15 protein-coding genes are annotated in these 13,517 nt (G+C 40.7%); 7 read left to right on the forward strand and 8 right to left on the reverse strand.

The window, feature by feature from the left end; translation table 11 throughout:
- Positions 1-57: 57 nt before the first annotated feature.
- The 4 genes from QUE46_RS13970 (at position 58) to dolP (ending at position 3,546) form a co-directional block, all read left to right on the forward strand.
- A complete protein-coding gene (locus tag QUE46_RS13970; protein WP_286245283.1) occupies positions 58-1,941 on the forward strand; it encodes a penicillin-binding protein activator in 1,884 nt (627 codons plus the stop codon).
- A gap of 12 nt (positions 1,942-1,953) precedes the next feature.
- Positions 1,954-2,325, forward strand: a complete 372-nt coding sequence (locus tag QUE46_RS13975) for a YraN family protein (protein ID WP_286245284.1) — start codon at positions 1,954-1,956, stop codon at positions 2,323-2,325.
- Positions 2,326-2,393: 68 nt separating this feature from the next.
- Positions 2,394-2,987: an SIS domain-containing protein gene (locus tag QUE46_RS13980; protein WP_286245285.1), complete on the forward strand. Its 594-nt coding sequence runs from the start codon at positions 2,394-2,396 to the stop codon at positions 2,985-2,987.
- The gene (gene dolP / locus QUE46_RS13985; RefSeq protein WP_004589110.1) at positions 2,980-3,546 is read left to right on the forward strand and encodes a division/outer membrane stress-associated lipid-binding lipoprotein; all 567 of its coding nucleotides are present in this window, start codon (positions 2,980-2,982) and stop codon (positions 3,544-3,546) included. The genes QUE46_RS13980 and dolP overlap by 8 nt, the downstream gene beginning before the upstream one ends.
- 72 nt (positions 3,547-3,618) lie before the next feature.
- Here the strand turns inward: dolP and QUE46_RS13990 are convergent, their stop codons facing one another.
- The 8 genes from QUE46_RS13990 to zapE form a co-directional block, all read right to left on the reverse strand.
- Complete coding sequence (locus tag QUE46_RS13990) at positions 3,619-4,056, reverse strand: ClpXP protease specificity-enhancing factor (RefSeq protein ID WP_286245287.1); 438 nt, start codon at positions 4,054-4,056, stop codon at positions 3,619-3,621.
- A complete protein-coding gene (gene sspA, locus QUE46_RS13995) occupies positions 4,056-4,682 on the reverse strand; it encodes a stringent starvation protein SspA (RefSeq protein ID WP_286245290.1) in 627 nt (208 codons plus the stop codon). The genes QUE46_RS13990 and sspA overlap by 1 nt, the downstream gene beginning before the upstream one ends.
- Before the next feature lie 80 nt (positions 4,683-4,762).
- Positions 4,763-5,512 (reverse strand): cytochrome c1, encoded by a 750-nt coding sequence (locus QUE46_RS14000; protein WP_286245291.1) that lies wholly within the window; start codon positions 5,510-5,512, stop codon positions 4,763-4,765.
- Positions 5,509-6,774 (reverse strand): cytochrome b N-terminal domain-containing protein, encoded by a 1,266-nt coding sequence (locus QUE46_RS14005; protein WP_286245292.1) that lies wholly within the window; start codon positions 6,772-6,774, stop codon positions 5,509-5,511. The genes QUE46_RS14000 and QUE46_RS14005 overlap by 4 nt, the downstream gene beginning before the upstream one ends.
- The gene (gene petA, locus QUE46_RS14010; RefSeq protein ID WP_286245293.1) at positions 6,774-7,364 is read right to left on the reverse strand and encodes a ubiquinol-cytochrome c reductase iron-sulfur subunit; all 591 of its coding nucleotides are present in this window, start codon (positions 7,362-7,364) and stop codon (positions 6,774-6,776) included. Before petA ends, QUE46_RS14005 begins: the two co-directional genes overlap by 1 nt.
- A 555-nt stretch (positions 7,365-7,919) precedes the next feature.
- Positions 7,920-8,312 (reverse strand): 30S ribosomal protein S9, encoded by a 393-nt coding sequence (gene rpsI / locus QUE46_RS14015; protein WP_024600778.1) that lies wholly within the window; start codon positions 8,310-8,312, stop codon positions 7,920-7,922.
- 8 nt (positions 8,313-8,320) lie between these two features.
- Entirely contained in the window at positions 8,321-8,749 is a 429-nt protein-coding gene (rplM, locus tag QUE46_RS14020; protein WP_004589103.1) for a 50S ribosomal protein L13, read from the reverse strand.
- Between the two features lie 285 nt (positions 8,750-9,034).
- A complete protein-coding gene (gene zapE / locus QUE46_RS14025; protein ID WP_286245294.1) occupies positions 9,035-10,123 on the reverse strand; it encodes a cell division protein ZapE in 1,089 nt (362 codons plus the stop codon).
- Positions 10,124-10,258: 135 nt separating this feature from the next.
- Here zapE and QUE46_RS14030 point away from each other — a divergent pair, with 135 nt between their 5' ends.
- The 3 genes from QUE46_RS14030 (at position 10,259) to QUE46_RS14040 (ending at position 13,387) form a co-directional block, all read left to right on the forward strand.
- Complete coding sequence (locus QUE46_RS14030; protein WP_286245295.1) at positions 10,259-10,702, forward strand: YhcB family protein; 444 nt, start codon at positions 10,259-10,261, stop codon at positions 10,700-10,702.
- 149 nt (positions 10,703-10,851) lie between these two features.
- Positions 10,852-12,204: a Do family serine endopeptidase gene (locus tag QUE46_RS14035; protein WP_286245296.1), complete on the forward strand. Its 1,353-nt coding sequence runs from the start codon at positions 10,852-10,854 to the stop codon at positions 12,202-12,204.
- 100 nt (positions 12,205-12,304) lie between these two features.
- Positions 12,305-13,387, forward strand: coding sequence for a trypsin-like peptidase domain-containing protein (locus QUE46_RS14040; RefSeq protein ID WP_286245297.1), 1,083 nt, complete (start codon positions 12,305-12,307; stop codon positions 13,385-13,387).
- Positions 13,388-13,517 lie beyond the last annotated feature (130 nt).

The following is a 13,517-nucleotide window of genomic DNA, read 5'->3' on the forward strand; positions in this document are numbered from 1 at the left end:
GTCTCCTGCGTCAGTCAGTAATATAAGCAAATCGCGTTAACGTATTGGGAAATCATTGTGCGACTTAAACTTGTTAGTCTATTAATTATATTGTCAGGGTTATCGGCCTGTAGCACAACCGAAAAACCAACTAAAAATAGCGATAGTACTAATGCCAGTGCGAATGCGCTGCAAAATCAAGCAACCAGTGCTAATGCTATTTATAAATTAGCGTTAAACCGCACCGGTGCCGATAAAATTCAATTACTTTACAGTGCTCGTGATGCGGCTATTTCGGAGCAAAGCTGGCCGTTACTTGAAAATATTTGTAATGAGCTTGAGCAAACCCCAAGTGTTGATAAAATTCAAAATCGCTTATACATTGCTTATGCGCAAAAGCAGCAAAATAAAAACGACCAAGCACTTGTTATTTTGCAATCGCTCGATGGCCAACTTAAACAGCCTGAACACTTTGCATGGCATCAATATTTAACTGCCAGCATTTATGCATCACAAAACTTTCCTAAGCGTGCTGCACCTTACTTTTTTAGAGCCTCAGAAACAGCGAATAAAAATAATATTGAGATCCCTGCTCTGCAACAAGCCCTTTGGGATAATTTAACCAAGCTGTCTTCTTATGCGCTGGAACGCTTTAATCGTGGCTCTGTTATTCAACAAGGTTGGACTAATTTAGCTTTGTACCACCAGGTATATGCAAATAGCGGTGTCGAGCTTGATCAAGCCATTAATAATTGGCGCCGTCGTTACCCTGGGCACCCTGGCGTTGCTATTTTACCTGAGCAAGATGAAGCCCTAGCCGACTTAGCCCCAGTAAATATTGAGCGCTTAGCTGTACTTTTACCGCAATCAGGCGCTAATGAGCGTTTAGGTGACGCCCTTAAAGCGGGCATTTTGGCTGGGCTTGATAAGCAAACTATTAACGATACCGTTTTTATTGATGAAAACCTTTCAACTCAAGCCTTAAGCGAGCAACTAAGTCAACTTAATCCAGACTTTGTAATTGGGCCATTATTAAAAGCGAATATTGATAAACTTGCGCAAGCTAAAACACTTATTGATACGCCAACATTACACTTAAATACGTTTGAGGGTGAGCGACTCTCGCTGCAACACTACTTTTTTGCTTTAAATCCTGAGCATGAAGTACAGCAAGCGCTGGAGCACTTTTTAGCTAAAGGTTATCAAAAGCCTATGTTATTAGCACCTAACAATACCAACGGCCAACGCTTAGTTGATTACTTTAACATTCAGTGGCAGCGCTATAGCGAAACCAAACCACAAATTGGTTTTTATAACGATAACAAAGACATGCCAAACACAATCTCCAACTTGTTAGAAGTTGATAAATCTAAGCAGCGCATTAAAACGGTGAAGTCTTTATTTAAACAAGAAGTAGAAAGTGAAACCCGCTCACGTAGCGATATCGATGCTATTTACATTTTAGGTGATGCCACAGAAACACGCCTGATCAAACCTTATTTAGATGTAAATGTAAGTACTTTTGCAGAGCGTATTCCATTGTACGCCAGCTCAAAAAGCCACAGTAAACAAATAGATCGCACCGACAAAGGTGATTTAGAAGGGCTTTACTTTACAGAGCTGCCATGGATGCTTAATTCAACAGTTAAACAACATAATTTACGCAACCAATACAACACGCTGTGGCCTGAAAATGCCGACATAAGCCAGCGTTTATTTGCTATGGCTTACGATGCTGTGTCGGTGCTAAGCGATATTAGGCAGCTGAGTATAATGCCCGGCAATAAGTTTACAGGTTTAAGTGGAAAGCTTTCGGTAAACACCAGCGGGCACATTGAGCGCACACTTGATTGGGCACAATACACAAATAGACGCATTAAAGCTGTACAGCTAGAAACAAAGCAACCCGTGCCTTTATTTATGCAATCAGCCAACGAAAGCACTTCGCTGACGTTTGATTAATCTGGAGCGGCTATGTCGTGGTTTAAAGCGCTGTGGCAAAATAGCCGAGAAAAAGGCCAGTACTATGAACGCCAAGCAGAAAAATACTTAACCCGTGAGGGGCTTACGCCTGTTGAGCGTAATTATTATTGCCCCTTTGGTGAGCTTGACGTGATTATGAAACAGGGTGACACACTGGTATTTGTGGAAGTTAAGTTTCGTAAAAACAATGCCAGAGGCGGCGCAAATTATGCCCTTGGTGCACAAAAACAAGCACGATTAAAACGTACTATTTATCACTACTTGGCAGCAAAAAGCTTAACTAATCAGCCTATCAGAGTCGACTATGTAGCCATTACAGGTGAAGGGGCTGGCAATATAAACTGGATAAAAAACGTACTTTAGAATCATTCACAAACAAATTAAAAACGTCCAGCAACAAACAAAAATGACGAGTAAATTATTGGTAGTCTATGCAAGATACAATTAAAGAAATTTTCACAGAGAGCATTCAAGTACAAATAGCGGCAGGCGAAGTACTGCCAAGTGCACTAGAGTCTGCAGCATTTACCATTGCACAAAGTTTAATTAATGGTAATAAACTTCTTTGCTGCGGTACGGCAAACTGTCATATGCTAGCGCAGCACATGGCCGGCGTATTAGTTAATCACTACGAAACTGAGCGCCCCTGTTTACCTGCTATTGCGCTATCTCAAGAAAACATTAATTTAGGGCAAAATAGCCAAGTAGATGAGCATGATACCTTTGCTCGCCAAGTGCGCGCCTTTGCACAACAAGGCGACCTACTGCTTGCGTTAGCGATTAATGGTAACGAAAAACATATTATTTCTGCTGTAGAGGCTGCACTTACTAAAGATATGAAGGTCATAGTGATGGTAGGTGATGACGGTGGAGAACTCGTTGGCTTATTAGGCCCTAATGATGTAGAGATTCGTACCCCCTCTAAGCGCCCTAGCCGTATTATTGAATCTCACCTAGTTAACTTACATTGCTTAAGTGAACTGGTTGATTTAACTCTTTTCCCGCAGGATGAAAATTATGTTTAAACGCTCTCTTATTGTTTTAGGTACTGTTGTTTTACTGCAAGGCTGTGCAGCCGCAGTGGTTGCAGGAACAGCTGGTGCAGTAACAGCAGCAAATGACCGCCGCACAATCGGCTCTCAAATAGATGATAATAATATAGAAATTAAAGCCAGTATTGCGCTAAGTGAAGTTGAGCGACTAGAAAAGTTTGCCAATGTAGACGCTATAAGCGTAAATGGCATTGTTTTACTAGTAGGGCAAGTTGCCAATCAAGAAATGAAGAACCAAGCTCAGCAAAGCATTGAGGGGCTTTCAGGTATACGTAAAATACACAATCAAATTAGGATCGGTTCTAATATTGGTATAACCACACAAACGCACGACTCATGGCTAACTTCTAAAGTAAAAGCACAGCTTTTAACTGCTAAAGATATACCGAGTAATAATATTAAAGTGGTAACTGAAAACGCTGAAGTATTTTTAATGGGCTTAGTATCTGAGTCTGAGTCTAACCAAGCGGTTAACATTGCACGCAATGTATCGGGTGTAGAACGTGTTATTAAAGTGTTCGAATATTTATAAAAACACATAAAAAACCGCTTATAAAGCACATAAAAAAACCGCTAAATTAGCGGTTTTTTTTGTATTTAAGCGTTACTTGATAACACGTAAATGTGAGCCTTTTTTCTTTTCTGGCTTTTCTGGCGGGGTCTCATCAATAAACTCATCTGATGTCTCTACACTTTCAAGCTCAGGTGCAAAATCGTCTTCGTCCTCTAAAAACTCTTCTGCGGTAAAGACTGTTCCTTCGCCATTTTCACGCGCATAAATAGCAAGTACTGCACCTAAAGGCACATATACCTGCATTGGCTGTCCGCCAAAGCGCGCATTAAAGCTTAGCTGTTCCATATCTAACGAAAACCCAGTTACGGCTGAAGGACCAATATTAAGTACTATTTGGCCATCTTGTACAAACTGCGTAGGCACTTGCACTGCTGGGTAATCTGCATCCACCACTAAATGTGGTGTGCAGTCGTTATCTACAATCCAATCAAAAAAAGCACGTAGTAAATAAGGACGATTAGGCGTCATTATAAACGGATCTCACGCTCTGCTTCAGTTAAAGAAGCTTGGAATGATTCACGCTCGAATAAACGGATCATGTACTCTTTAAGCTCTTTAGCGCCAGAGCCATTAAGCTCAATACCAAGCTCTGGTAAACGCCATAATAGCGGTGCTAAGTAACAATCTACTAAGCTAAACTCTTCACTCATAAAGTAAGGCGCTTCGTTAAAGATTGGTGCAATTGCAAGTAATGCTTCTGTCAGCTCTTTACGAGCTTGTGCAGCATCTGCAGTATTGTTATTGATTTTTTCAGCTAGGCTGTACCAATCTGTATCAATACGGTGCATCATTAAACGGCTACGACCACGCATTACCGGATAAACAGGCATTAGTGGAGGATGAGGGAAACGCTCATCAAGGTATTCCATGATGATGTTTGCCTGATATAAGCCAAGCTCACGGTCAATCAGTGTCGGTACTGTACCATAAGGGTTAATTTCGTGAAGTGCCTCTGGCAAGTTATCCTTTTCAGCCAAATGAATATCTACACTTACACCTTTTTCTGCAAGTACAATACGTACTTGGTGGCTATACATACAGTTAGCACCAGAAAAAAGGGTCATTACAGGGCGCTTATTGGCAGCTACGGCCATGCCTATACCTCCATTAAATAACTAAAACAGCAATAGGGGCTTAAGCCCCTATTGCAAAATTACCTTGTAAAACGCTCAAATTAATGAACATCTCTCCAGTATTCTTTCTTAAGCATAAATGCCAAGATAAATAGGATAACTAAAAATCCAATTACCTTAATACCTAACGCTTCTGACTCAAGGCGTGTAGGTTCACCTACATACTCTAAGAAATTCGTTAAATCACGAACCGCATGATCGTATTCGTCTACGCTTAATTCGCCCTTACCATCTGTTTCAGTACCAACAACCTTAGCCACTGTTTGACCATGTTGTTCAACTTCTTCAATGATAGGTGTTGGTAAACCTTGTAGTTCTTGAAGAACATGTGGCATACCCACCGATGGGAATAACGTATTGTTTACGCCAAAAGGACGTGACTCGTCTTTATAAAACGATTTTAAATAAGTGTAAATCCAATCACTACCACGCACACGTGCAACATTTGTTAAGTCCGGCGGAGCCGCACCAAACCATTTTGCAGCATCGTCTTTTGCGATAGCGTTAAGCATATGGCCACCCACTTTTGAACCATCAAAAATCAGTTGCTCTTTACCTAGCTCTGTTGGAATACCAATATCACGGAACGTACGTTCGTAACGTTGGTACTGCATTTGGTGACAACCAAGGCAGTAGTTCATGAACAACTTTGCGCCACGCTGTAAAGAAGGCTGATCAGATATATCGTTACCTGCTTCCATAAGAGGAACCGAAGGTCCAGCAGCCATAACCATATTAGGCAGCAAGTTTACTGATAAAGCAAATACACCAATAAGTAGCTTTTTCATCATTTCGTTAACCTCTCAGGCAATGGCTTAGTTTTTTCATTCTTACTGTATATAAACAACAGTACGAAGAACATAAAGTAAGTCACAGTACAGATTTGAGAAATTATCGTTTTCATATCAGTTTGTGGAGTCGCACCCACCCAACCTAAAAGAACGAAAGTTACAACAAAACCTGCAATGTTCCATTTGTGGAAACCACAACGGTAACGAACCGATTTAACACGACCACGGTCAATCCATGGTAACAATGCTAGAACGACAATTGATGCACCCATTGCTGCAACACCAATAAGCTTATCAGGGATTGCACGCAAGATTGCATAGAATGGCGTAAAGTACCAAACTGGGAATATATGTTCTGGCGTTTTAAGTGGGTTTGCTGCTTCAAAGTTTGGCGCTTCAAGGAAGAAACCATTCATCGCAGGCATAAAGAATACAACCCAACAGAACAAAATTAAGAAACCAACCACACCCACAATATCTTTTACTGTGTAGTACGGGTGGAAAGGTATTGCATCAACAATATCTTTTTTGTTGGTGTAATACTCATGGAATTTAAATTTAGGCTTATCTTCTTCCGCCACAGTGCCTTTTTTACGTTTTATTTCAACACCGTCAGGGTTGTTAGAACCCACTTCGTGAAGGGCAACAATGTGCAAGAACACTAAAATAACAATAACCAATGGTAGTGCAATAACGTGTAATGCGAAGAAGCGGTTAAGCGTTGCACCCGATATTACATAGTCACCACGGATCCAAAGTGTTAAGTCATCACCAATAACCGGAATAGCCCCGAATAATGAAATGATTACCTGCGCACCCCAAAACGACATTTGACCCCATGGTAGTAAGTAACCCATGAAGGCTTCAGCCATTAATGCTAAGAAAATAAACATACCGAATAACCACAACAATTCACGTGGTTTTTGGTAAGAACCGTAGATCATGCCACGGAACATATGCATATAAACAACGATGAAAAACGCAGATGCACCCGTTGAGTGTAAATAACGTAATAACCAACCGTATTCTACATCACGCATGATGTACTCTACTGATGCGAAAGCGCCTTCAGAAGAGGGAACAAAGTTCATCGTTAACCAAATACCAGTAAGAATTTGGTTTACCAGTACTAACATGGCTAACGAGCCAAAAAAGTACCAGAAGTTAAAGTTTTTAGGTGCTGGATACTGTGCAATGTGCATGTTCCAAACACGTGTCATTGGGATACGTTCGTCTATCCAACTAACAATTTTACCAAACATTAGGCTACCCCTTTTTCTTCGCCCACTAAAATAGTGGTGTCATCAAGAAAAGTATAAGGTGGTACTTCTAAGTTCAATGGCGCAGGAACAGATTGAAATACTCGCCCAGCCATATCAAATTTAGAACCGTGACATGGACAGTAAAAACCATCATCAGTTCCTTCAACTTTTTCACCAAAGTTACCTTGGAAAAAGCCTGGAGAACACCCTAAATGCGTACAAATACCAACAGCGACAAAAATCTCTGGGCGTAATGAACGGTAATCATTTGTTGATGATTCTAGTTGTTGTGGCTCTTGCGATTGCGGATCACGAAGTTGACCTTCATGTTCTTTCATCTGCTCAAGCATTTTAGGGGTACGTGATACAACCCATACAGGTTTACCACGCCACTCGACACGTATTAATTGTCCTGGCTCAAGTTTGCTGATATCTACTTCTACAGGCGCACCCGCAGATTTAGCTCGCTCACTTGGATTCCAAGACGCAATAAAAGGAACAGCAGCCCCAGCCGCACCAACACCACCTACAACAGAGGTAGCTATGGTTAAAAAGCGACGTCGGCCATTGTCTACAGGCGCATTGCTCATCCACTTATCTCCACTATGATTCTCAACACTTGCTATATTGAGAACATCAGTTACAGCAGGTTAATTTTTCGAAATTTTTAAAATAGAAGCGATCATAATTAAAACCCTTGATTAAAACAAGGTTATTCACAGCCTCACGCTCGAATAACCCGACTTGATCAACAGTTTGATAAAGTAAGCTCGAGAATAAAGCCGAATGACTATAATAGCGCTTCTGTAAAAACAATATACTGACCAAGATCAACCCCACAACGAGGAAACAGATAAACTGTACATGGTGATGTTGAACTTGCTCATACTACTTGCCAGCCAATTGTAGCAAAAAATTCCACCAATTAACTGATGGATTTACACTAATTGCGATAATTATTTAACTTTTTTGCAGCTATCTGGGTATTTTTTAACTTTCGTACAGTAAATACGCAGTATTTATAAAATATGATCAGCGCCTAGCCTTAAAAAAGCGGGCTTGAGGTAGGTAAGTACTTAAATTTAAATGCCAAAAACAAAAAACCCAGCATAAGCTGGGTTTTTGAATTCTTGATAACGTAAAAATTAACGTTTTGAGAACTGTGGACGCTTACGCGCTTTCTTAAGACCCACTTTCTTACGTTCAACTTTACGTGCATCACGTGTAACAAAACCTGCTTTACGAAGTTGTGGACGTAATGACTCGTCAAACTCCATAAGTGCACGAGTGATACCGTGACGGATAGCACCAGCTTGACCAGTTGTACCACCACCGGCAACGGTGATGTGAAGGTCAAATTTTTCAGTCATGTCAACAAGCTCAAGAGCTTGACGAACAACCATGCGTGCTGTTTCGCGACCAAAGTACTCTTCTAAAGAGCGCTTGTTGATTACGATGTTACCAGTGCCTGGGCGTAAGAATACGCGAGCACTTGAACTTTTACGACGACCTGTACCGTAGTATTGATTTGCCATGATAGTGCTCCTTAAATGTCTAGAACCTGAGGCTGTTGTGCAGCATGGTTGTGCTCAGTACCTGCGTAAACTTTAAGTTTACGGTACATAGCGCGGCCTAAAGGACCACGTGGCAACATGCCTTTAACAGCTTTTTCGATGATCATTTCAGGCTTTGCAGCTTGAAGTTTATCAAAAGTAGTAGACTTAAGACCACCTGGGAAACCAGTATGAGCGTAGTACACTTTATCTTTGAATTTGTTACCAGTTACAGTAACTTTCTCAGCGTTGATAACGATGATGTAATCACCAGTATCTACGTGTGGAGTGTATTCAGCTTTATGCTTACCGCGTAGGCGATGAGCGATTTCAGTAGCGATGCGACCTAAAGTTTTACCTTCAGCGTCAACTACGTACCAGTCACGTTTTACTGTTTCTGGTTTAGCAACAAACGTTTTCATTTATAAAAATCCAATGTTTTTCAATTAAAACCACAGGCAGTTATTATTAACTACCGCTCTAAGTATGCTACAACCCCTTCGAGTTTTAGACTTTAGCGCCGCTCACAAGTGGCTAAACTATATGAGGACATAGAACGCAACGTGGCAGACGCGGGAGTATACCAGCACTTAAAACACATTGCTACCGAGCGGTTGTTTTTTCCACAAGAAAATTACAAAAATTTATGCATTTATATAAAAACAGCAATTAGGCTACTTTAAACAGTCGATACGCTCTTATTACTGCTAGGCTAAATGCTCTTTTGCTAAATACTCTAAAGACTGCATTTCTTGCAAGCGGCTAATGCAGCGTTTAAATTCAAAGTTAAGGTTACCTTGTGTATAAAGCTCAGTGATCGGTTTTTCAGCTGAAATGATTAATGTCACATGCCGCTCGTAAAATTCATCCACTAAGGCGATAAAGCGTCTAGCTGCGTCATCATTATTTTGCCCAAGCTGTTTTACATTAGAAAGTATAACGGTGTTGTATAAACGGCTAATTTCCATGTAATCAACTTGGCTTCGTGCGGTTTCGCACAATTCGCTAAATTCAAACATTACTACGCATTTAGCTACTTTGCGTGTGTTGATTAATCGCCCTTCTATTTCTATCGGTTGATCAAGCTCTCCTGCCTCTGGCGAGAGCTTATCAAAATATTCAAATAAGTTTTTATCGGCTTGCTCATCTAACGGGCTATGAAATATTTCGGCTTGCTCAAGGGTACGCAGGCGATAATCAATGCCTGAGTCTACATTGACTATTTCTGTGTTTGCTTTTACCAATTCAATAGCTGGAATAAAACGCGCACGTTGCAGGCCATTTTTATATAAATCATCAGGCACTATATTCGAAGTAGCAACTAATACTATGTTGCGCGCAAACAATGCCTGCATTAAGCCGCCGAGTAACATGGCATCGGTAATATCTTGAACAAAAAATTCATCAAAACAAATGATATCGGTTTCGGCTTTAAATATGTCGGCAATAATTTCTAGCGGGTTACTTTTATTATTTAGCTTTTTTAGTTCGTCGTGAACTCGGTGCATAAAGCGATGAAAATGCACGCGCATTTTACGCTCACCTGGCAGTGCCTCGTAAAAGGTATCTACTAAATAGGTTTTACCACGCCCTACACCACCCCAAAAATAAAGCCCTTTAATTGGTTCAGGCTCATTTTTATTAAACAACTTTGCAAAAAAACCTTGTTGCTGCGGTTTTTTATTTGTCAGGTCATCGTATAAACGTTGTAAATGGCGCACTGCATTTTCTTGTGCTTGGTCATGTACAAAGTCATCGCGCTTAAGATCTTGCTGGTAAGTTTGCCAAGGAGTCATATCTAATTACATTTTAAACACAGTTTAATTTGCACAACATATTAACACGCATCTTAACTCGGGGTATATTACCCACAGGATGATTTATATTTGAATCAGGCATTATTAGATATTTTTTCCCAAAGGGGTAAAGTTATGGGCACAGTTACGTGGGTAGGTTTAATTGTTATTACTGCTGTAGTGGCATTTTTTGTTGGTGCATTCGTTACTAAAAAGCAATTTAAGCAAGATGAATTAAAAGAACAAGCCGAGCAAGCACAAAACGCGCTTGAGCAATATCGCCAAGATGTGGCCGATCATTTAGCAAGCACTGGTAAGCTTGTGAATAAAATGAAAGAAAACTACGACCAACTTCTCAACCATGTTGAACAAACTAATCAACTATTACTTGATGATAAAAGCAAAACGCCTAGTGAGCCGTTTTTCTCTAAAGAAACAACAGAGCAATTACAAGCGTCTTTAAAAGAGCGTGAAATTGACCGCTCATCTGCGCAAGCACAACCTGCCGATTACGTATCAGGCGAGTCGGGATTATTTGCAGGGCAAAATGGCGATACAAAAACAGCTAAAGCCTCTTAATATACGATGCACGCTAAAATATGAGCGTTATCTTGAGGAACTTTTTTTTGACCCCATAGTCTTTAAATGTAACAGCTTTATATTTAAATTCGAAAAGGCTGCTTATGCAGCCTTTTTGCTTTTCCTGTGATGTGGAGTACACCCTGACTATGAAAATGAAATTATCACTTATTAGTGCTGCAATCTTATCTACAAGCTTATTACTAAGCCCTATGGCCTCTTATGCAAAACTGCCTATTGCAGTTAACGGCCAACAATTACCTACACTGGCGCCTATGCTTGAGCAAATTACTCCTGGCGTTGTGAGCATTCAGGTTTCTGGGTCAAAAGAAGTGCGTCGTCGTGCAGACCCGCTTGAATACTTTTTTGGTAACCCTCAACCACGTAGCCAAAAGCGCCAATTTAGCGGTTTAGGCTCAGGGGTTATTATTGATGCCGATGAAGGCTATGTAGTAACGAATAACCACGTAATTCAAGATGCCGAAAAAATGGTGGTAACGCTAGAAGATGGCCGTGAGTTTGAAGCCACTAAAATTGGTACCGATAAAGAGTCTGATATTGCATTATTACAAATAGATGCAGATGATTTAACCGCGGTTAAACTCGCTAATTCAGATAAATTGCGTGTCGGCGACTTTGCTGTCGCAATTGGTAACCCATTTGGATTAAGCCATACAGTAACCTCAGGCATTGTAAGTGCATTAGGGCGTAGCGGTTTAAATATAGAAGGCTATGAAGACTTTATTCAAACCGATGCAGCTATTAACCAAGGTAACTCGGGCGGCGCATTAGTTAACTTAAATGGTGAGCTCATTGGCATTAACACTGCTATTTTAGGTGCCTCGGGTGGAAACGTCGGTATTGGTTTTGCTATTCCATCAAATATGATGAAAAACTTAGTCGACCAAATTATCGAACATGGTGAAGTACGCCGCGGTTCATTAGGAATTTCAGGGCGCCCACTTGATGCAGGCCTTGCAAAAGCACAGCAACTTGACGTTAAACAAGGTGCTTATGTGATGCAAGTAATGGATGATACCGCCGCAAGCAAAGCAGGTATTAAAGCTGGCGATGTTATTATTAGTATAAATGGTAGCGATATAAGTGGCTTCCATGAGCTGCGTAGTAAAATAGCAACATTAGGTGAAGGCCGCGAAGTTAAGTTAGGCATTTATCGCGATGGTAAGGTTAAAACTGTAAACGTGACTCTTGATGGCGCATCTGGTGTAACAGCTGCAGGCGACGAGCTACATCCTGCTTTCCAAGGTGCAGAACTTGAAAATGTGCAAAAAAATGGCAACAAAGGGATTGAAGTAACCACCGTTGACCCACGCTCTCCTTCTGCACGCGTTGGCCTTGAAGAAGGTGATGTTATTGTTCAAGTGAACCGCCAACGTGTAGAAAATATTCGACAAATGAATAAAATCATTGAAGATACCCAAGGTAATATTGTGTTAGGCGTTAAACGTGGCAGAGAGTCTATCTTTGTACTAATTCAATAAGTAACACGTTATAAATAAGCAATAAAAATAACAGCAGCACTTGCCGCTGTTATTTTTTTTGTGCCATCATAAAGAATTGCTCACTAACAATAAGAATCTCGTGCTGAAATTACTAAAATTTGTACTTCCCCCTTTATTTGTCGGTTTAGGTATCGCTTTTTTAGTGGTTTTTTTCAGCCCTAATATGCGCGCCTCTTTACTTCCTAATGTTCCCCTGCCCAGTGCTATGAGTTCAAATCATCTTAGTTTTGCTGACGCGGTTAAACGTGCAGCCCCTTCGGTGGTCACTATTTTTTCTGAAAGCATTTCTAAAGAGCCGCGTTACAAACAGCAAAACACCGTTCAAGAGCTTGGCTCTGGCGTAATTATGGCGCAAGATGGCTACATATTAACTAACTATCATGTAATAAATAATGCAGATCAAATCTTGGTTATATTAACCGATGGCCGACGCTTTTTTGATGTGCAGTTAATTGGCTTTGACACTATTACCGACTTAGCCTTATTAAAAATTAATGCCGATCACCTGCCTGTGATCCCCGTGAACGACAATTACACCACAAGCGTGGGTGATGTAGTTTTAGCGATTGGTAATCCACTCAATTTAGGGCAAACCATCACCCAAGGTATAATTAGTGCTACCGGTAAACAAAAAATTACCGATAGCCCTTATAACAACTTATTGCAAATGGATGCCGCTATAAATGTAGGTAACTCTGGCGGTGCTTTGGTTAACTCAAATGGTGATTTAGTGGGTATTACATCAGCGCAGTTTAAGACCCGTGAAAACTTAAATATTCAAGGGATATTTTTTGCTGTACCTTATTCGCTTGCTAAAGAAGTGATGGCAAAGCTAATACGCCATGGCCGTGTAGTACGTGGTTATTTAGGCTTTGAAGGCACCGCAGTAGATAGCACAGGTAAAGAGGTAAACGACAGTCTAACTCCTGTAGCAGGCATGCGTATTACCAATTTAGACCCACTAGGCCCTGCATGGCAAGCTGGCATTGAAGAGCAAGACATCGTTATTAAAATTGCAGGGTTAAGTGTCGCCAACCCGCAAAAAGTACTCGAAAAAATAGGCAATACACAGCCCGGTAAAGAAATAGAATTTGAGCTGTACCGAAACGGTAAAGTAGAAAAAATAATGGTTAGAGTTGCAGAGCTCGAAACTAAACTCTAAACCACAATAAAAAGGTCGGATAGCAATACGCATATCCGACCTTTTTTATGTCTAAAGTAAACGGTGTTTAATCCAGCGTGCTTAATTAAGCGAGTGATTTTCCACCCACCTCAAAGCGATTAAATATTAC

It is taken from the genome of Pseudoalteromonas sp. MM1, from assembly GCF_030296835.1.
Classification (GTDB): Bacteria; Pseudomonadota; Gammaproteobacteria; order Enterobacterales; family Alteromonadaceae; genus Pseudoalteromonas.